The organism is Pinibacter aurantiacus (assembly GCF_019130065.1).
Classification (GTDB): domain Bacteria; phylum Bacteroidota; class Bacteroidia; order Chitinophagales; family Chitinophagaceae; genus Pinibacter; species Pinibacter aurantiacus.
Genome location: NZ_JAHSPG010000012.1, coordinates 1 through 18,157, shown reverse-complemented (window position 1 = coordinate 18,157; position 18,157 = coordinate 1). Strand labels below are relative to the sequence as shown.

Below are 18,157 nucleotides of genomic sequence, written 5' to 3'. Positions count from 1 at the left end.
TTCATGTGGTGATCAATTGCTACAAAAAACCTGCGCAAGATGGGAATATTTGTACTGGAGATAAATGATGAAAATCGCGACTGCAAATGATTTAATTCATTTGCACAAAAGTCTGTTATTTTAAAACTCATCACTCAAAACCCACAACTCAAAACAGCGTAATTTTAATAGAGATTTATTTGGTTAAAAACTAAAACCAAAGATTATGGCACAAGAATTCATGCTTTACATTCGAAATGCCGGGGATGCTAAAGCTGCGTTGTCTGCTGACGAGCATTTAGCATTCATCAAACAATGTGAAGTGTACATTGGCGAGCTAAAGGCAAAAGGTAAACTAATAGCAGCCCAGCCTATTGTGAGAGAAGGTTTTCTTATTGCCAAAAACGGCAACAACTGGGTATCCAAACCGATCGATCCTGGTAAAGAAGTGCATGTAGGCTATTACCACATATCGGCAAACAACATTGACGAAGCTATAGAAATTGCAAAGCAAAACCCTGAGTTTGCCTTTGTTCCTTCCGCAACGATAGAAGTGAGACCGATTAAGACTAAAGAAATGGAAACGAATTTTGTGTATCCGAAGTGAGCACACAGATGACGCAGATTAGACTGATTTACACTGAACTTTTTTTAATAACAGAATAACTGAGTAACTGAATAACTGAATGATTGCTATTCGAAAAAATCCGTGTAAATCAGTCCAATCCGTGTCATCCGTGTGCTATCAATGTTGCTGCGCCAAGAAATAAATCGCAATACCAAGTGCAATAACAGCCAATACCGTTAATGCTATTTTTAGAGCGCTATATGGTCTTTCTCCCACTACTTCACCGGTGCAGGCGTTGACAGTAAAATGATAGAGCTTGTTTTTGTAGTTATAGGCACACATCCACACTGGCAATAACACATACTTCAACATGGTGTTGAAATACTGCGTGTCGTAGTCGGTGATCTGTTGTTCATCTCCGCCGATATCTCTGCGGATTTCATCTTCGATGGTGCCAACCATTAGCTGTTTTGCTATATCGAAACCTCTTTGTGCATTTACCTGGTAAAGCTCTGCACGGAAACCGCTTAAATAACGTTCATCATAAGCTACGAGTTGCGACAATTCCCATGGCTCCAGTTTGTCTGCTATTTTTTGCGGCAAAGATGTGCTGGCCGATATTAAGAGGTCGCTGAATGGACAATCAACTTCGCCGCTTGCAGGGTACCACGCGGTATGCCTTACCTGTCTTGTTCTTGTTTCTGATCTGCCATTGACCGTTTCGGTATATGTTTCTGTGGTATAGTAGTATTCGCCTCTTCTGCCTGTGTACTCCGTTTCGGTATCTGTATCATACACCCAATAAGGTATGTAAATACCGCGCAGCGTTCCGGCCGTTCTTTCTTCTACCACACGCTGTAAATCCGATGGTGCAAACCATAATTTTTTCATCCACGCACCGAAATTTTTTTTAGCCTGCTGATCGTTTACAAAAAAGGGCAGCACATAGTGCGGCTTCACAACTTCCTGTTGCTGCTGATTGATTGTTAGCAACGGGCTACCGCAGAAAGTACAATTTCCGGCAACGGTTTTATTATCCAGTGTAGTGACGGCTCCGCAGCTATTACATTTCGTAACGGTTATGACATTGGTAACAGCAGTTGCATGATCGTTGATGAAAGCGTTGTAATCATAGGCCCGAACGGGCTGATGCGCATCCGGAATTTCATTTACTGTTTTGCAGAAATCACATTTCATGGAATGTGTTCCCGGCGCAAAATGCATTACAGCGCCGCAATTCTCGCACTTGAAAGTATTGCCATGTATTTCGGCGGTGTTATTTTCTTCGATCATTGTGCCCGGTATTAGGTTAGGGAAAGGATTATAATCAATTGGCAACAGTATATTTCTTACAGATGCCAATTGCTTTTTTCAAGTTATTAGTGGCGTCAAGTCAGGCTTTATAGTTTTGACTTTTTCCTTTTGACTTGACATTAGTTACCTGGCAAAGGAGGTGGCGCACTATTTAATATTGAGGCTAACTCAGGAAGTGTATTTGCAGCGGCCCATCCGTTCATTCCTTTTTTCCACACAAGTGTCTGTGCCTGCAATGAGTTGTTGGATACCAACTGCGTTAGCTGCTGCTGATTAAACGGCCCGGCCTGCTTGCCATCAATAGCCACGAAAAATTCGGTTTCCGTTTGCAGGGGAGGAGGCATATTACTATTCGCTGCCTGGTTGTTTTGAAACATGCCAGCGATTTGTCCTGCAATGCCCAAACCAATGCCTGCGCCAACACCTGCGCCAACCGTTCCGCCACCGCCAGGATTTTCTGCAGATTTTTCCAAAGAGTTTGCTACCTGGAATTGCGTATATGCATTTAAGTTACCAACAATGCCAATGCTGCTTCTTTTATCCAGCGCGGCTTCTACTTCAGGTGGAAGAGAAACATTTTCAATTAAAAATTTAGTCAGCTCCAGGCCGAGTTCTTCAAATTCTGATTTTATTTTCCCGGTAATAATTGTTGATACTTCTTCATATTGTGAAGCAATATCCAGCACCGGAATTTTAGCTTCAGCAATGGCTTCCATGCCACGTGACACGGCAAGATTGCGCAATTGTGTAGAAATGGCCTCGGTACTAAAATCAGGATTTGTTGCGGACACTTCTTTTAAGAAAACACCCGCATCCTTCACCCTGAAAGCAAAGCTGCCAAATGCCCTCAATCGAACGGGGCCAAATTCGGCATCACGCATCATAACCGGATTCATTGTGCCCCATTTCTGGTTAACGAATTGCCTGGTGCTCACGAAATAAACATCTGCTTTAAACGGGCTGTTGAAGCCATAGGCCCAACCTTTCAGTGTGGACAGAATAGGCATGTTTTGCGTAGTAAGTGAATACATGCCGGGTGGAAATATGTCGGCCACTTTTCCTTCGTTCATAAACACAGCTACCTGCGATTCTCTCACAGTAAGCTTTGAGTTCATTTTTATTTCATTCTGGTAGCGTGGAAATTTCCACACGATCGAGTCCTGGGTACTATCCACCCATTCAATTATATCTACAAATTCGTTCCGGAGTTTATCAAAAAGTCCCATGGGAAGTTTTTTAATTAAGATAAGAGGTTATTTGTGTAATGCAAGATATTAAACTGTGGGTATTCAGTTGGGGAATTTAGCTTTTTTTTGATGAAAGGAGAGGGAGCTGGTGATCACGCATCAACCAGGGAAAAGCTAAGAATATTCGCTTCGCGATATTTAACATATCGCCCCTCCGGGGCTGGCATTTGGATCGCCGCAATGTAATGTTGGCTACTAACGTGTAGCCCCGCTGGGGCCGTTTGCAATTTCCGGAATGTATTGAATAGCCCCAGAGGGGCAACACGTTAGTAGCAGCAAAGGGAAAAAAAATTGGGACAATAGAGCCAGCCCCGGAGGGGCGACATTTTATCGCGAAGCGAAAAATCTTTTCTGTGAGGTACATTGACCGCTATGGCATTTTCACAAACACTGCATCCAGAGTAGTGGGTTTCTCCCTCCGTCGGAAATTTTGTTGAGTTAAAACATGAATTATTTTTCCGTGTAATAACCTATTGTTTGTGTAACGACAGTCAGTCCCGCTAATATGATGGCCATATTCTTTTGCCCCGCTTTAAAAAGCAGGAAGGCTGAAATTAGAAATACACTAGTCCTGAAAATTGCCAGGTATGGCATTTTAAGTCTGCGTGCGGACTTTGGTGCCGCGAATATTCCCCATAACACAATAACCGTTGCCACTAAAAATATTGTAAACAAAAGCCGTGGCAAGAAATTCCAGGAGCCGCTCATTCCGTAATATCCATATGCAACAAGCATTGCAATTTCAAGCAGAAAAGTAACTGCCTGATTAATCGTTTTGAGTATAATATTCATCCTGTTTTTTGTTTTGATGGTTATACGAATGGAAACCTATTTTTTTCGATCCTTTTGTATTCAAATAACTTTTGCTCCATTGCCTGGTAGCCAACCAAAAGATTTGGTATCCTTAGAAGGGTTCCGTTTTTCAATGCTATATCTACAACTGCGAATGCGTTGATTGAACTTCGCGACCCGCGTGTTCTGAATATCGTGTATTGTAATATTTCTTTCTTATTGTATTCTATAAGGTTTTCCGCGGTGCCAAAGTAAAATGTGTCATTTCCTTTTGACATGATCAAAACTTTGTCCTTTGCATAGTTATAGTAATTGAAAAAAAGAATCAAGTTCATTCCGCCGCCTATTAAAAACATTACCAACAGAAGAACAAATAGTTCAGCAATGTTTGTTGAATACAAATGGTTCAGGAGGATAATAATTAGAAATATAATACCAACAAGAAAGCTTGTTCCACTTGTTGACAGAAGGAAAGTTCTTGTTGATTTTGGCGATACCTCATATCTAAAATCATGCGTTGTAAAATGCTGCAGATTGTGTTGCAGCCAGGTATTTTCTTTTCTGAAATCAGTAGTGTCAAATGTTGGCTGTTCGAAATAGTTTTTAATGTATTGGAATCCTTCGTTTAAATTGAAAAAGCTTTTAGTGTATAGCGTTTGCGTTTCATCGAAGTAGTGAAGGACATATTTTCGATTAAAAAACAAAGCGAATTTTAAGAAGTCATTATTCTTTCCTTCAATGGTGATGGATGGATTGGTTAAGTCGACAACAATTTTTTCGCGTTGATCGTTCCATGGAAATTTTTCAATCAGTTCAATGGTTTCCTCGTAGCTACGTTCCTGCACATCCACAAATTCTCCTGTCTCGAAGTTTTTGTATTGAACTTTTGAAATAAGCGTTGTCTTCGTCATGATTGATCAGGATTTTTTTGCCCACACCCACCGGCTGAAACGGTTCGAACACAGATGACACAGATTAGGCTGATTTGCACTGATTTTTTTTCGAACAATGAACAGGGAATGAATCGTCCGGTATTCGTTCTGGCAACCATTCAGATACTCAGTTATTAAAGCTTTAAAAAAGATCCGTGCAAATCAGTCTAATCTGTGTCATCTGTGTGCTCATGCCCATCAGGGATCGCTTACCAGCTATCACTTGCTCCGGCACCGCCAATGCCCCATGTGCGGAAAAGTTTGTTGGCATAATCTTCCAGGTTTTGTCCGTCAAGCGTGGGAATCAGCACAACTGCAATTTGGTTGGATGTTGAATCGTTGAGCGCTTTAAGTCTTCTTTCCAATAGTTGAATTTCATCGCGTGAAAGCACATTGGCTTTGTCTGTTACAAAGGCGTTGGATTTTGGCAAAACATTCTGCGCAAAGCTGGCAACACTGAGGATGAAGGCAAGAATAGCAAGGGATATAGTTTTCATTTAGTAAAGAATGAGCAAACAATATAAACATCTTTTCAAATAGTGCAACGGCGTGCGTGATTTTTTTGGTGAGCAGTATTTTTTACGGGTGAAGAAAATAGAATGAGCACCTTTGGCTCAACTTCACTGCAACGCTGCTTATATCAGTAAACAAAGACCGCTTGTCGTCCCGAATTGCGGGGTAACATTCAGGACTGTTTTGCTCATCCTGATGTCAAATTCAATTGTTATGTTTGCTTCATTAAACTCTGCGGAGTTCCCTGTTAAAATAGAAAAGTATGAAGTTTTTTAGGTCGCTTTTATTGCTTGCCCTGCCATTATTTGCTTTGTGCAACGCCTCCGCACAGGACAAGCTAAGTAAAACTGAGCGTACGCTTTTAGATCAGGCGTTAAACAACGCTGGTAAAAACAAACCTGAATTGTCAAAAGCGCTGAAAGCCGTTCCTGCCAATGAATTGCGCGCCATGGCATTTTTAATAACCTATATGCCGCAGACGGACAGGGAAACGTTGACCGCAAATTTTTTATTAGACAATGTTAGTCAAGCCTATAAGGCCCGTGAAAATTTTTCCTGGTGCAAATCATTGCCCGATTCCGTTTTCTTTAACGAAGTGCTTCCGTATGCCGTGTTGGATGAACACCGCGATGACTGGCGAAAGGATTTTTACAACCGGTTTACTCCGCTGGTTACCAATTGTACCAATATATATGCTGCCATTGATTCAGTAAACAGAAAAATTGCCAAGCTGTTAAAAACAGATTATAACGTAAAACGAAAAAAAGTTAATCAAAGCCCTTATGAATCCATTGACCAGGGGATGGCTACCTGCACCGGTTTATCCATTCTTTTGGTAGATGCATTCAGGGCGGTTGGCATTCCGTCGAGGCTGGCAGGCATTCCCAACTGGACCACTAAAAAAGGCAATCACAATTGGGTGGAAGTTTTGATTGACGGCAAATGGTATTTTACAGAATACTACCCTGATGCATTGAATAAAAGCTGGTTTGTTGCCGATGCCGGAAAAGCTGATCCCGCGCGGCCTGAGTATAGTATTTATGCCTCTTCATTTAAACCCACGCAAACCTATTTTCCTCTTATCTGGGATAGTACGCAGAGAAATATTCACGGATATAATGTTACCAAAAGATATATCGACATTTATAACGAGCAGCTTCGCCAGCAACAACTTCCGGGCGATGAAATGATTTTAAATGTAGTGCTGTTCAAAGATGAATCATGCACGCCAGACGGCAACAACAGAATTCATTCGAAGATTACACTTCTTAAAGATGGCAAAGAAACTGACTTTGGTTTTTCGCCTTCACCCACCGATGACATGAACAAGTTTCTTGTGTTCAAGGTAAAAAAGAACAGCAAATACACTTTGGAATTTGCAGCGCTCGACAAAACAATTTCCACAGAAATACAAACAACCGCAGACGGCGAAATGATACAAAGATTGTACGTAGAAAAGCAACCGGTGGCGGAAAAGAAGTAGTAGAAAAATAATAAACCAAAGGCCTTTTTCCTGATTGCACAATAACGCCGGATGCCGTGGTTCGTGGAGACGCGAACAACGGCATCCGCAATGAGCTTCCTTTCGTTAACCGCGCCACAACGCTGTTCATACCAATAAACAAAGACCACTTGTCATACCGACGAAGGAGGGATCTGAGTGTTATTTACGCGGCATGTCCGCTAGTATTAAACCCAGATCCCTCGTTCCTCGGGATGACAAGTAGCAAGCCGTATTCTCGGGCGCCATGGTTCGTGTCCCCACGAACCACCATGGTTAATTGCTATGGTTCGTGAAGACACGAACCACGGCACCCGGACTGCTTGTCATCACGAGGAACGAGGGATCCGGTTGTATAAATGCACTTACTATTTATATTCCCGATCCGGCCCCCGAACCTCGGGATGACATGCCAGACCTCTCACGCGGAGCAATGTCGAAAAAAAATCAGCGTAAATCAGTCTAATCCCTGCCCGTTCGATCAGGCGGGAGCGTCATCCCCGTCCGACCGGTCATCCGGGCGGGTGCGTGCCAACTGCTTAAAACGCTTTCTTCTGCCATTTCTCCATCCAGTACTTTACATATTCATCCTGCCACTTGCGGTGCATATCAATAAACTTTTTTTCCGCTCCGCTCGGCCAGAGATCGCAAATAGCCTGCGCCTCTCTAAACATTTGGCGCATATCATCTTCGGTAAAATTGGACTGCCTGTGCGTCATGGCAATGAAGTAGTCTACCAGCAACATCTGCGGCTTTTCGGCCTTGCGAGATGAAATAGACTGATGGGCGAGTACCTCCATAAAATCTTTCAGTATTTGTTCCGGCGAGATCCTCACCAGTTTGCACACAAGCTGCAGGGACAGGGGTAAGACGAGATTGTATTCTACTAAACGTGAATCTATAGACGTTTGCTCCTCTTTGCGCGATGCCACACGTAGGGAAGGCTTTGCTTCCTGGAAGACTTTCTTTTTCATGAGTAAGGTTTAGAGGTGAATTAAGAAAGAGCAAAACTGCCGCAAGAGCTTTTACTATTTATTTTTCTTCGCCCGTTTTTTATGCAACCAAAGCAGGTAAAATACCAACTATAATACCTACCTGATTTATTATATTTGTAATTGAACCTCAAATAATTGTAATATGGAAAAGATCATACACCATGGAAGAAACGTTAAGCGCTTTAGAGAAATGATGGGCCTCAAACAAGAAGGCTTAGCAATGGCTCTTGGTGATGATTGGAACCAGCGCAAAATATCTCTGCTTGAACAAAAAGATGTGATAGAAGATGATTTGTTGGAATTAGTCGCTGTGGCGTTGAAAGTGCCGACCGAAGCAATAAGAAACTTTGACGAAGAAGCTGCTGTAAATCTTATTGGCAATACATTTCATGACAGTGCCGTTGCTAATCAATTTCACGATACATCCTATGCCAACTTTCATTGCACCTTTAATCCCATTGATAAGATAGTTGAATTGTATGAGGCTTTGATACAAAGTGAGAAGGAGAAGGTGGAGATGTTGAAGGGGTTGTTGGAGAAAAAATAAAATTGTTTAAAATGGTAAACAATTTTGATACGCCCTGGGATTTTCAGCCGATTTACAGGAATGAAAAGTATGAGGTTGTTTATTCGCAATTGAATGAGATAAACCAAGGAAGTCCTTTAATTGGAAAGCTTATCATTAATAATGTTGGCTTCGGAAAAGATATGTATTTCGGCGGCCCTTTTTTAATAGATAATGACAAGCTATACATTCCTTTGTTTGTCAGAAAGTTTTGTATAACTGGATTTCGGTTGTGCGAAATTGAATTGCAGACTATGAATTATAATCTTATTGGTAGGATACTTCCCTTAATTTTTTTAGATCGTATTGAGAATAAGAAAATCTTCTATTGGATAAATGCAGAAAAACAGAATGCTGATTTTTTTGTGCTGTAATTTATTCGTTGATTGAGTGCCACTGTTGGTGTGAAGCATAGGCAAGTGACTAGCTCACCAACAGCAAGGGAGGAAGTGCGGCAACAGTTGTTGGTACGTCATCGCACAAGGCTAAGCTTCGATACCAACAATGACAAGCTCGAGTGTCATTGTTTGGCTAAGTTTGCTGCGCAGTCCAGGTCTGTGATTCATTTCAATCATCGAACTCTCAGTAAGGTCAATACATCTGTTGTTTCTTTGTCTCTGTTATCTAGCGGTTTCTTTGCGAGGGCCGACACTTCGAACTTAGCCACCAAACTTTCTTTGTAGAAAATTCGTAAAATCAATGGTTTTCCGTCGAGCACCTCATATGTAAAAAAGTCATCGTCTTTTATTGCTGTTGCAGTTGTCGGTTCTTTGCAGAGTTGTATACGTTGCACATAGAAGGCTCCTTTTTTATAGAAATTCCAGTCAATAAAATTGCAGATTAACTTTCCATTTCTATAGTTTTCGTTGTTATAAAATAGAAGTGTGTCCGCATTCCAATATGTGCTGTCGTCTCCGATAGTATACCAAGTTGTTGATTCATTTATTTTGTTTTTGATTTTTGTTTTCTGCGTTAACGACTTTAGCAGTTGCGATTTGGTTGGGTATTTATTTTGTCCAAATGCAATGTGTCCGAAGAAAAGCAGAATGTATATGGGAATTCTAGCCATCGATACTTATTTTGAAGAGTTTCAACTTGAAGCCCCTCAAATATATACACGAAATGCTAAGGGGATAAAATTTTGTTTAACGTTTGATGTCGAAAAAAACAACAACTGTTTTCTCAAAAAGTATAAAAACAAAAAAAGCCGTTAGATCATCTAACGGCTTCGTATATATTAAACCTTTCGGTCTTCTTAAATATGAGCTTCGATTTTTTTAACAAAGTTGGCTGTAGGTTGTGCATCTACTAAATCGTCAACCAAACCAACTTATCTCTTTTTGCTTGGTCGATCGCGGTCTTCTCTGATCAATATAGTTGGAGGCGAAATGACTTTGCTAGGGTCAATTCCTGGAAGCTTTGTTGTAATACCAATTTTGTAAGACGAATCTGTACTTTTAGTGGTATTTGTGCTTTGATTGTTGCCAGGAGGAATTTGCTTACCCATGCTATCTATTTGAGGCAATGTACGACTAATTATGGAATTCATGATTTGCACTTTTTGAATTTTATCGTCCTTCTTAGAAATGTGGAACCCTAGACAAATCAAATAAGGAATTGTGGAAAGTAACGCAAGCATTAGCGCCTTATAATAGAATGAGCTTTTTCTTCTATAAACCTTGATATTTGCTTCAAGTACGTTCTGCAGGTCTTCAATGTAAGAGGCTTTCAAAAGTTTGGAAATAGTAGAAATCCTCATTAGTTCAGAACCGCTGTGATTCTTAGGATAATCTTCTTCATATCTTAACCGATATTCTTCATAATATGGTTTTGGATTTTCCAGATAGCCAACATCAACAGGTATAATCAGCTTCACAGTAAAAAATAGCGACAGTCCCAAAAGCAAAGCGAACAATATAAAGCATGCTTTCATTAACCAGTGACAACCATCTTCTAAAAAAACTTCTTGAATAATTGTGAATAGAAAGAAAGTTAAAGCTGAATATATAAGGATAATATTCGTCAACCTTTCCAAAACTTTTTGATAGGCAGACATGTACTGTTCAACTCTTTTTTCATTGATTTCAATGATGTAATCTAAATCATAGAAAGATTTTTCAGCCATGCTAGAATGAATTGTGAACTGGTTTTCAGCACAGCAAAACAACATAACAGTAACGATTAAGTGTTTTTGAAAGAGTCTTTTCTTTTATTTAAAGCGTCTTTTTTACGCGCACAAAAAAGCCGTTAGATCACTCTAACGGCTTCGTATATATTAAACCTTTTGGTCTTCTTAAATATGAGCTTCGATTTTTTTAACGAAGTTGGCTTTAGGTTGTGCACCTACCAATTTGTCAACCACTTTACCACCTTTTACGAAAAGGATCGCAGGGATAGAAGTGATGCCATAGTTTACAGAGATCTGAGGGTTTTGGTCAACGTTTACTTTACCAATGTTTACCTTGCCATCATATTCTTTAGACAATTCGTCGATAACTGGTCCGATTGCGCGGCAAGGTCCACACCATTCTGCCCAAAAATCTATCACTGATAATTTATCTGAAGACAATACCTCTTGCTCGAAGTTTGCGTCTGTGAATGTTGCTGCCATAAGTATTCTTTAAGTTTGATTTAAATAATGTTTAAACTAGTATGCAAAAATAACTCCATTCGGCGAATCTAGCTATTCTGACATATCCACACCTGTTAATTGGTCACAACCTGCACACCCAGTTCAGGTAGCTGTTGCAGCCATCCGGCCAATTCGTCATTCATCTGGAAGGCGCCATCCATTGAATAAAGTCCTATTTTTAAACGACTTTTGGGTTCCAGTATGTTGAAGCGGATGCTCGATCTGCCAGGATATTTTTTAACATTCTTTTCCAGGAAATCGATCATTTCACGGCTCAAATGTCGCGCTTCTACGTCAAGAACCAGTTGTTTTGTCAGGTTCGGTTTAATGCTTTCCAAGAGCACAATGCTGTCTATCTTAAACTCAAATCCTTTATACCCCTGTTTGAATTGTCCGGTGAGGAAAAGGTTCTTTCCCTTCTCCAAAAAGTTCTTAAATCGCACATAATCATTGCTCCACAACATGAACTCGCATTTGCCGCTGTAATCCTCTATCGCCAGCACGCCAAACTCACGACCGGTTTTGGTAACGCGGTGCTGCGCATCCACCACCAATCCGGCAAGTCTGAACACGCGGCTGGTATTCGGCGTCGCCATGTCCTTCACTTCTATAAAGTCGGAAAGCTGGGTGATGCCATAGTTGCGCATTTCAAACTTAAAGTTGTCCAGCGGGTGGCCACTCAGGAAGATGCCCGTTACTTCTTTTTCATAATCAAGCATTTCCGTTAATCCCCACGGCTCGCAAACGGTCAATTTAGGCGTAGGCACATCCAGCGCTGTTCCCAGATCGCCAAAGAGCGTATTGGTGGTATTGGCAGTTTGCAGTTGCATGGCATTGCCAAACCTGATCACCCGTTCAAGGCCGCTCATATTGTCGTCGCCCACATGAAAATATTGTGCACGGTGCAGATCGGTAAAGCAATCAAAAGTACCCGAGTAGGCAAGGCTCTCCAGCGATTTTTTGTTTACCGTTCTCTGATTCACACGTTTGATCAAATCAAATATGGAGGAAAAAGGGCCGTTCTTTTTACGTTCTTCGAGAAGGCTTTCTATCGCCGCTTCACCCACACCTTTCAAACCACCGAGACCAAAGCGGACCTCGCCTTTGGCGTTTACGGCAAAACCTTTTTTCGATTCGTTTACATCTGGTCCCAATACTTTTAGGCCCATGCGTTTACACTCCTCCATGAAGAAGGTGATCTTCTCAATGGCGCCCGCGTGGTTGAGTACCGCGGCCATGTATTCGCTTGGGTAGTGCGCCTTCAGGTAAGCCGTTTGGTAGGCTACGAACGCATAACAGGTGGAGTGCGATTTGTTGAACGCGTATTGCGCAAACGCCTCCCAGTCGGTCCAGATCTTTTCGAGCTTTTGGGCGTCGTGACCTTTCTCTTTCGCTTTTTCAACGAACTGGGGTTTCAGTTTGTCCAGCGTTTTACGGTCCTTTTTACCCATCGCCTTGCGAAGCACATCAGCGTCACCTTTTGTAAAGCCCGCCAGTTTCTGACTCAGCAACATCACCTGCTCCTGATACACAGTGATACCGTAGGTTTCCTGCAGGTATTCTTCCATGTCGGGCAAGTCATAAGTAATGGCTTCACGTCCGTGCTTACGGTCGATAAAGTTCGGGATGTAAGCAATAGGACCTGGGCGGTACAAGGCGTTCATGGCGATCAAATCACCGAACTGATCCGGTTTCAGGTCGCGGAGGTATTTCTGCATCCCGGGACTTTCAAACTGGAACGTACCAATGGTATCGCCACGCTGGTAAAGCTCATACGTTGGCATATCATCCAGCGGCACATCATCTATCACAATGTCTACACCGTGGTTTTGCTTGATCAAATCCAGCGCTGTTTTTATAATACTAAGGGTTTTCAAACCCAAAAAGTCCATCTTGATTACGCCGGCATCCTCAATGATCTTTCCTTCAAATTGCGTTACCCACAAATCAGAATCTTTCGCTGCGCAAACGGGAAGGATGTTTGTCAGATCCTCCGGCGCAATGATGATGCCCGCGGCGTGTATACCCGTGTTGCGCACAGAACCCTCGAGCCTTTCTGCTTCCTTCAATACCTGTGCACGTAAATCGGTTCCGTTGTAGATGGCACGTAATTGCTTTACGTTTTCAATATCCTCGGGGCTCAGGCCTTCTTTTTCTTCGAGCGATTTCGGGCCTTCTTTGGTCGTAATAGGCGCGGTGAGTACGCGGCCAAGATCGGTGCCGGGCTTATCCGGAACGAGTTTCGCCAATGCATTCGATTCCGGCAACGGAAGGTCAAGCGCACGGGCAACGTCCTTGATACTCATTTTCGCGGCCATCGTACCATAAGTAACGATCTGCGCCACCTGGTTCTGGCCGTATTTTTTTACTACATAATCGATAACCCTCTGGCGGCCATCATCATCAAAGTCAGTATCGATATCGGGCATCGACTTACGATCCGGGTTAAGGAAACGCTCAAACAGCAGGTTGTACTTGATCGGGTCAATGTTCGTGATGCCGATACAATAGGCCACGGCGCTTCCCGCCGCAGAACCACGACCCGGGCCGATGAATACGCCCATATCGCGACCGGCCTTGATAAAGTCACTCACGATAAGGAAGTAACCCGCAAATCCCATTGTTTTAATGGTAAACAATTCGAAGTCTATACGTTCCTGTATGTCCGGTGTAATATCGTTGTAGCGCATTTTTGCGCCCTCATAAGTAATGTGTTTTAAAAACTCCCACTGGTTCAGGTTAGAATCGTTGTGCACCTGGAACTCTTTTGGAATAGGGAAGGCGGGAAGCAGGATGTCCTTCTTCAGCTTCAATACGTCCACACGATCCACGATCATGTTGGTATTGTCGATCGCTTCCGGGATGTCCTGGAACAGCTCGATCATTTCCTTTTGCGTTTTAAAATAAAACTTGTCATTGGGAAATTTGAATCGGCGGTTCTTTACCTGCGCATCATCGTTTACAAAGTCATCAAAACCTGGAGTGCTTTGCTTTTCGCCGGTGTTGATACAAAGCAGAATGTCGTGGGCGTTGTAATCTTCGCGGTCCACGTAATGGCTATCGTTGGTCGCAATTACGGGAACATTGTATTTTTTAGAAAACTTGATCAGCGTTTGGTTGATCAGTTCCTGTTCTTTCATATCGTGGCGCTGCAGCTCGATGAAATAATCTTCACCAAAAATATCCAGCCACCATTTGAATTCTTTTTCCGCTTCCTCCTCACTTTTGTTCAGGATCATTTGCGGCACATAGGCACCGATGCAACAAGTAGTGGCGATCAATCCTTCATGGTGCTGCATGATCAGCTCCTTATCGATACGCGGATATTTGGAGTACATCCCTTCGATATAGCCTTTGGAAGTTAGCTTAACGAGGTTTTGGTAACCCACCGTATTTTTTGCCAGCAATACCTGATGGTAGCGGTCATCACGCTGCTCCTTGGAAAATTGTTTCTGGTGACGATCCTTTACCACATAAAATTCGCAACCTACAATTGGTTTTACTTTGAGTGAGCCATCTGGATTTTTATGTTTGCCCGCTTCGTTTACAAAATCGAATGCGCCAAACATATTACCATGGTCCGTAATAGCAATAGCGGGCATGCCGTCGTCAGCCGCTTTTTTGAACAAAGAAGAAATCGGCGAAGCCCCATCCAATAAGGAAAACTGTGTATGTGTATGTAAGTGAGAAAATTTCATGGTAGAGGCAAAAATACAAATTAGTGGAGAGTTGAAAGTTGAAAGTTGAGAACATAGAGTGCATAAGTTTTTTATGGCACACAGGTGACACGTTTATTGCACGCAGATGACACTGATTTGGCGGATTTACACTGATTTTTTGGTTGCCAGCATTTGTTCTTTGATGGGGCTTTCGTTGCGTCGCACACTTGAGCGGCAGGAATTCTTATCAGCCAACTAATCAGCGCAAATCCGCCAAATCAGTGTCATCTGTGTACCATAGTACTATCTTTTGGACACTATACCAATTCTTGGTACTTTTATTGAAAAGAAAGTTATGCCTCGTAATACATCCATTTTATTGGGGGAGCATTTTGAAAAATTTATTTCTAAGGAAGTTTCATCAGGACGATATAATTCCGCCAGTGAAGTCATCAGATCTGCGTTGAGACTGTTGGAAGCAGAAGAAACAAAAAAGAAGAATATCAATAAAGCTTTGGCGGAAGGTGAGAAAAGTGGGTTTGAGAAAGATTTTGATCCGAAAGCTCACTTAAAAAAGTTGCATAATAAATTTCTATGAAGCCCTTTCCTTACGTAATAAGCAAGGACGCCTTATCCGATCTCAATGAAATCTGGCTCTATACCACGGAAAGATGGTCGGCTGAACAAGCGGACCGTTACTACAATCTCATATTTGATGAAATTAATTTCATTTGTAAAAATCCCAATGCCGGCAAATCAAAAGAACACATTCGAAAAGGATACCGTGCATCTAAAGTTAAATCCCATCTTATATTTTACAGAGTGGTGAATGAGGTAATCGAAGTAATTAGAATACTGCACGAAAACATGGATATTGAAAACAGGTTGAGTGACTGAATGACTGAGTAACTGAAACCAATTTTGCTACTCGAAATTCAGGAAAAAAATCCGTGTAAATCAGCTCAATCCGTGTCATCTGTGTGCTCTCTTGCTCCGCTGAGCGAAATTGCCTATTATAGTGCATCAAATCTTAACCCGATGACCCGGATAGTTTTTGTCCTTGTTTTTTGTTTTTCATTCAAGTTTGGCTATTCCCAGTTTAGCCAGGACACTGCATATCGCCAGATAAAGAAACTTCAAAGTGAAGGAGTTGATACCATTCTTAGTTATTGGCAAGGTGTGCCAAGATACGGCTGGACGGAACGATCAAAACAGCTAGGGGAAATAGTCGTGGAAGAATATACTTTTATTTTCGACAAGACAAAGGGAAAATCATACGTATTGAGAAGTATGACTTACACTGATTCTTCTGGACTGATGGGACGCACAGCCACCTCCAAACCAAAGTTGATTGAAGCGAACCTGCTTTTACAATGGGCGGCTGGAAATGCTGAAGACATAAATATTCATCCCGTTTGCAATCACATTGTCCTGCAGGAAATTGATAGTGCCAATACTGTATATGATTACGAATATCCTTCGCATTGTACCGGTGTAAACTTTCATATTTACCTTGGAGAAAGACAGATAGGGCAGGCCTTTTCTTTAGAAGATTTTGAATATAAATACAATGAATATTCTCTTGCAAATTTGAATTATTCATACAACCTGAAAACGCCTTCTTACAAGCTGTTACAAATACTCCAGGCAATTACCAAATCAGTTGAAAACGATCTTATATATTAGCCCCATGAAAAAAATAATCATTCTATTATTTTCCTTTTTTTCATTTTCTGCCCATAGTCAATCGATAGACGACAAAGTAGCAAGTGAAGTAACCGCGCTTCGCAGGAAAGGTGTAAGCATGGTTGTTCGGTTTGATAATGATCGTCACGGCGTTCCAGCAGTGTACAAAATTCAAGGTTTAGGCGAAGTGATGGTTGACCAGGAAATCTATCTTTTTTATAAGTTCAACCAGCAGGACATGGTGATGAAATGCATTAACTACTACGATTCAACTGGTTCAAATAGTTATGTTGCAACATTGCCGCCGCTTACAATAAGTTGTGATTCTTTGCTTGGTTATGCGTCCCGCAATCTTGGTAAATTCAAAGGTGAAAAAATATATCCCTTTATTTATAAATGGAAGCATGACGGAGATTCTTCTTATAGTTGGTTATGGGGATCACATCCAACCGACCTGGTTATAGAAATATATCTTGAAGCAGACTATTTCAGAAATAATCTGCGGCTGGATGATGTTGATCAATTTGGTCCTAAAAAAGAAGTCGAAAATCTGAACTATGCTCACAATTCAAATACAGCCACTTACAAAATTTTTCTCATGATCAAGGATTTGGTAGAACCGATAGAAAGAAAGTTCAGCTATAAAGAAACTAATGACTGAATGATTGAGTAACTGAATAACTGAGTAACTGAAACCAATTTTGCTACTCGAAATGCAGGAAAAAAAATCAGTGCAAATCAGCCCAATCAGCGTCATCTGTGTGCTCCCTTTTTTACCAATTCTTTTAAACTCTTTTATCTAAATTCAGTCATAGACAGGCGAAAGAAAAGCGGCTTTGTTTGTTATGATTTCCTCCAACAAAAACGACTCATAAAATTGAACAATTTTTAAATTATTTTTGTTAGAGAAAGCAATCCTGATTTTCATTTTTCCCTTACGTATATCTTTCTGGAAAAACCTCCCTTTCGCGAGCCAACACATGATTAAGTAAATCTGATCCGTAGCAATAACTTTTAAATGTGTCCCTATGCGATTATTTACAACGCTCATCATTGTTGCAGTTATATTTAGCTGTTGTCATGCGAGAACGCAGAACGACAAGGGAGAGAATTTGGTTGTGCAAATTCAGCCTTTCGGAAATTTTCCGGAAGAGGACCTGCAATATGTTTACAATGGCATCAAAAAACATTACCCATACGTTACGCTAACCAAAGCATTGCCTTTGCCAAAGAAGGCTTACTACGCTAAACGCAACCGCTACAAGGCAGATTCTCTGTTAACATTTCTTTCTTCCCGCACCGGCGAAGGTGAAGTGATCATTGGCCTCACTGAAAAAGATATCAGCACTACCAAAGACAAAGTGAAAGACTGGGGCATCCTGGGCTTGGGCCTGTGTCCCGGAAAGGCCTGTGTTGCCTCCACTTACAGGCTTTCCAAAACAAAAAGGCAGGAGCAATTATTTAAGGTATGCATTCATGAACTCGGCCACACGCAAGGGCTGAAACATTGTCCCGTTGTGTACTGCTTTATGCACGACGCCGAGGGCCGCAACACCACGGATGAAGAAACTGATTTTTGCCCAGATTGCAAAGCAGTGCTGGTATCAAAAGGTTGGCGGTTTTGGGTGCCACGCTCTATTTCACCACTTAGGCACTAAGGACACTAAGTTTCACTAAGAAGGCATGTATAAATTCACAGGTTTCCCTTAGTGTGGCTTAGTGTCCTTAGTGCCTCCTATGTTTGTAAAACGGGAAAAGATCTTTGAGAAATAGT

General features: G+C 41.6%; 19 protein-coding genes. 9 read left to right on the top strand and 10 right to left on the bottom strand.

The annotated features are described in order from the left end of the window. The first annotated feature begins 205 nt into the window (after nt 1-205). Nucleotides 206-586, top strand: a complete 381-nt coding sequence (locus KTO63_RS14515) for a YciI family protein (protein ID WP_217792062.1) — start codon at nt 206-208, stop codon at nt 584-586. A gap of 138 nt (nt 587-724) precedes the next feature. Here the strand turns inward: KTO63_RS14515 and KTO63_RS14510 are convergent, their stop codons facing one another. The 5 genes from KTO63_RS14510 to KTO63_RS14490 form a co-directional block, all read right to left on the bottom strand. Beyond that, nucleotides 725-1,909, bottom strand: coding sequence for a zinc finger domain-containing protein (locus KTO63_RS14510; RefSeq protein WP_217792061.1), 1,185 nt, complete (start codon nt 1,907-1,909; stop codon nt 725-727). A gap of 71 nt (nt 1,910-1,980) precedes the next feature. After that, complete coding sequence (locus KTO63_RS14505; protein ID WP_217792060.1) at nt 1,981-3,087, bottom strand: SPFH domain-containing protein; 1,107 nt, start codon at nt 3,085-3,087, stop codon at nt 1,981-1,983. Nucleotides 3,088-3,558: 471 nt separating this feature from the next. Further along, the gene (locus tag KTO63_RS14500; RefSeq protein ID WP_217792059.1) at nt 3,559-3,900 is read right to left on the bottom strand and encodes a YrdB family protein; all 342 of its coding nucleotides are present in this window, start codon (nt 3,898-3,900) and stop codon (nt 3,559-3,561) included. Nucleotides 3,901-3,920: 20 nt separating this feature from the next. Beyond that, nucleotides 3,921-4,811, bottom strand: a complete 891-nt coding sequence (locus KTO63_RS14495; protein ID WP_217792058.1) for a hypothetical protein — start codon at nt 4,809-4,811, stop codon at nt 3,921-3,923. A gap of 230 nt (nt 4,812-5,041) precedes the next feature. Beyond that, nucleotides 5,042-5,329 carry a TPM domain-containing protein gene (locus tag KTO63_RS14490; RefSeq protein ID WP_217792057.1) on the bottom strand — a complete coding sequence of 96 codons (288 nt, stop codon included), beginning with the start codon at nt 5,327-5,329 and terminating at the stop codon, nt 5,042-5,044. A gap of 278 nt (nt 5,330-5,607) precedes the next feature. On the opposite strand from KTO63_RS14490, the gene KTO63_RS14485 reads away from it, so the two are divergent. Further along, nucleotides 5,608-6,828, top strand: coding sequence for a transglutaminase-like domain-containing protein (locus tag KTO63_RS14485; RefSeq protein WP_217792056.1), 1,221 nt, complete (start codon nt 5,608-5,610; stop codon nt 6,826-6,828). A 557-nt stretch (nt 6,829-7,385) separates the two neighbouring features. Here KTO63_RS14485 and KTO63_RS14480 read toward each other — a convergent pair. Continuing rightward, nucleotides 7,386-7,820 carry a hypothetical protein gene (locus tag KTO63_RS14480; RefSeq protein ID WP_217792055.1) on the bottom strand — a complete coding sequence of 145 codons (435 nt, stop codon included), beginning with the start codon at nt 7,818-7,820 and terminating at the stop codon, nt 7,386-7,388. 163 nt (nt 7,821-7,983) lie between these two features. On the opposite strand from KTO63_RS14480, the gene KTO63_RS14475 reads away from it, so the two are divergent. Together KTO63_RS14475 and KTO63_RS14470 are read left to right on the top strand one after the other, a co-directional pair. Next, nucleotides 7,984-8,388 carry a helix-turn-helix domain-containing protein gene (locus KTO63_RS14475; RefSeq protein ID WP_217792054.1) on the top strand — a complete coding sequence of 135 codons (405 nt, stop codon included), beginning with the start codon at nt 7,984-7,986 and terminating at the stop codon, nt 8,386-8,388. 11 nt (nt 8,389-8,399) lie between these two features. Beyond that, on the top strand, nt 8,400-8,780 hold the full coding sequence (locus KTO63_RS14470; RefSeq protein ID WP_217792053.1) for a hypothetical protein: 381 nt from the start codon (nt 8,400-8,402) through the stop codon (nt 8,778-8,780). A gap of 197 nt (nt 8,781-8,977) precedes the next feature. Here KTO63_RS14470 and KTO63_RS14465 read toward each other — a convergent pair whose 3' ends face one another. The 4 genes from KTO63_RS14465 to dnaE all read right to left on the bottom strand — a co-directional run bounded on the left by KTO63_RS14465 (nt 8,978) and on the right by dnaE (nt 14,736). Further along, complete coding sequence (locus KTO63_RS14465; protein ID WP_217792052.1) at nt 8,978-9,475, bottom strand: hypothetical protein; 498 nt, start codon at nt 9,473-9,475, stop codon at nt 8,978-8,980. A 261-nt stretch (nt 9,476-9,736) separates the two neighbouring features. Further along, nucleotides 9,737-10,531: a hypothetical protein gene (locus KTO63_RS14460; protein WP_217792051.1), complete on the bottom strand. Its 795-nt coding sequence runs from the start codon at nt 10,529-10,531 to the stop codon at nt 9,737-9,739. Between the two features lie 168 nt (nt 10,532-10,699). Further along, nucleotides 10,700-11,017, bottom strand: coding sequence for a thioredoxin (trxA, locus tag KTO63_RS14455; RefSeq protein WP_217792050.1), 318 nt, complete (start codon nt 11,015-11,017; stop codon nt 10,700-10,702). A gap of 95 nt (nt 11,018-11,112) precedes the next feature. Continuing rightward, nucleotides 11,113-14,736 (bottom strand): DNA polymerase III subunit alpha, encoded by a 3,624-nt coding sequence (gene dnaE / locus KTO63_RS14450; protein ID WP_217792049.1) that lies wholly within the window; start codon nt 14,734-14,736, stop codon nt 11,113-11,115. A gap of 316 nt (nt 14,737-15,052) precedes the next feature. On the opposite strand from dnaE, the gene KTO63_RS14445 reads away from it, so the two are divergent. The 5 genes from KTO63_RS14445 (at nt 15,053) to KTO63_RS14425 (ending at nt 18,041) form a co-directional block, all read left to right on the top strand. After that, entirely contained in the window at nt 15,053-15,295 is a 243-nt protein-coding gene (locus KTO63_RS14445; RefSeq protein ID WP_217792048.1) for a type II toxin-antitoxin system ParD family antitoxin, read from the top strand. Beyond that, complete coding sequence (locus KTO63_RS14440) at nt 15,292-15,594, top strand: type II toxin-antitoxin system RelE/ParE family toxin (protein WP_217792047.1); 303 nt, start codon at nt 15,292-15,294, stop codon at nt 15,592-15,594. The genes KTO63_RS14445 and KTO63_RS14440 overlap by 4 nt, the downstream gene beginning before the upstream one ends. Before the next feature lie 141 nt (nt 15,595-15,735). Then, nucleotides 15,736-16,383 (top strand): hypothetical protein, encoded by a 648-nt coding sequence (locus tag KTO63_RS14435; protein WP_217792046.1) that lies wholly within the window; start codon nt 15,736-15,738, stop codon nt 16,381-16,383. Nucleotides 16,384-16,387: 4 nt separating this feature from the next. Then, a complete protein-coding gene (locus KTO63_RS14430; protein ID WP_217792045.1) occupies nt 16,388-17,044 on the top strand; it encodes a hypothetical protein in 657 nt (218 codons plus the stop codon). A 367-nt stretch (nt 17,045-17,411) separates the two neighbouring features. Then, the gene (locus KTO63_RS14425) at nt 17,412-18,041 is read left to right on the top strand and encodes a matrixin family metalloprotease (RefSeq protein WP_217792044.1); all 630 of its coding nucleotides are present in this window, start codon (nt 17,412-17,414) and stop codon (nt 18,039-18,041) included. The last annotated feature ends 116 nt before the right edge of the window (nt 18,042-18,157 follow it).

Excerpts from the sequence above, each read along its gene's own strand:
- KTO63_RS14515 (WP_217792062.1), top strand. The coding sequence starts at position 206 with ATGGCACAAGAATTCATGCTTTACATTCGAAATGCCGGGGATGCTAAA.
- KTO63_RS14505 (WP_217792060.1), bottom strand. The coding sequence starts at position 3,087 with ATGGGACTTTTTGATAAACTCCGGAACGAATTTGTAGATATAATTGAA.
- KTO63_RS14500 (WP_217792059.1), bottom strand. The coding sequence starts at position 3,900 with ATGAATATTATACTCAAAACGATTAATCAGGCAGTTACTTTTCTGCTT.
- KTO63_RS14495 (WP_217792058.1), bottom strand. The coding sequence starts at position 4,811 with ATGACGAAGACAACGCTTATTTCAAAAGTTCAATACAAAAACTTCGAG.
- KTO63_RS14490 (WP_217792057.1), bottom strand. The coding sequence starts at position 5,329 with ATGAAAACTATATCCCTTGCTATTCTTGCCTTCATCCTCAGTGTTGCC.
- KTO63_RS14485 (WP_217792056.1), top strand. The coding sequence starts at position 5,608 with ATGAAGTTTTTTAGGTCGCTTTTATTGCTTGCCCTGCCATTATTTGCT.
- KTO63_RS14480 (WP_217792055.1), bottom strand. The coding sequence starts at position 7,820 with ATGAAAAAGAAAGTCTTCCAGGAAGCAAAGCCTTCCCTACGTGTGGCA.
- KTO63_RS14475 (WP_217792054.1), top strand. The coding sequence starts at position 7,984 with ATGGAAAAGATCATACACCATGGAAGAAACGTTAAGCGCTTTAGAGAA.
- KTO63_RS14470 (WP_217792053.1), top strand. The coding sequence starts at position 8,400 with ATGGTAAACAATTTTGATACGCCCTGGGATTTTCAGCCGATTTACAGG.
- KTO63_RS14465 (WP_217792052.1), bottom strand. The coding sequence starts at position 9,475 with ATGGCTAGAATTCCCATATACATTCTGCTTTTCTTCGGACACATTGCA.
- KTO63_RS14460 (WP_217792051.1), bottom strand. The coding sequence starts at position 10,531 with ATGGCTGAAAAATCTTTCTATGATTTAGATTACATCATTGAAATCAAT.
- trxA (WP_217792050.1), bottom strand. The coding sequence starts at position 11,017 with ATGGCAGCAACATTCACAGACGCAAACTTCGAGCAAGAGGTATTGTCT.
- dnaE (WP_217792049.1), bottom strand. The coding sequence starts at position 14,736 with ATGAAATTTTCTCACTTACATACACATACACAGTTTTCCTTATTGGAT.
- KTO63_RS14445 (WP_217792048.1), top strand. The coding sequence starts at position 15,053 with ATGCCTCGTAATACATCCATTTTATTGGGGGAGCATTTTGAAAAATTT.
- KTO63_RS14440 (WP_217792047.1), top strand. The coding sequence starts at position 15,292 with ATGAAGCCCTTTCCTTACGTAATAAGCAAGGACGCCTTATCCGATCTC.
- KTO63_RS14435 (WP_217792046.1), top strand. The coding sequence starts at position 15,736 with ATGACCCGGATAGTTTTTGTCCTTGTTTTTTGTTTTTCATTCAAGTTT.
- KTO63_RS14430 (WP_217792045.1), top strand. The coding sequence starts at position 16,388 with ATGAAAAAAATAATCATTCTATTATTTTCCTTTTTTTCATTTTCTGCC.
- KTO63_RS14425 (WP_217792044.1), top strand. The coding sequence starts at position 17,412 with ATGCGATTATTTACAACGCTCATCATTGTTGCAGTTATATTTAGCTGT.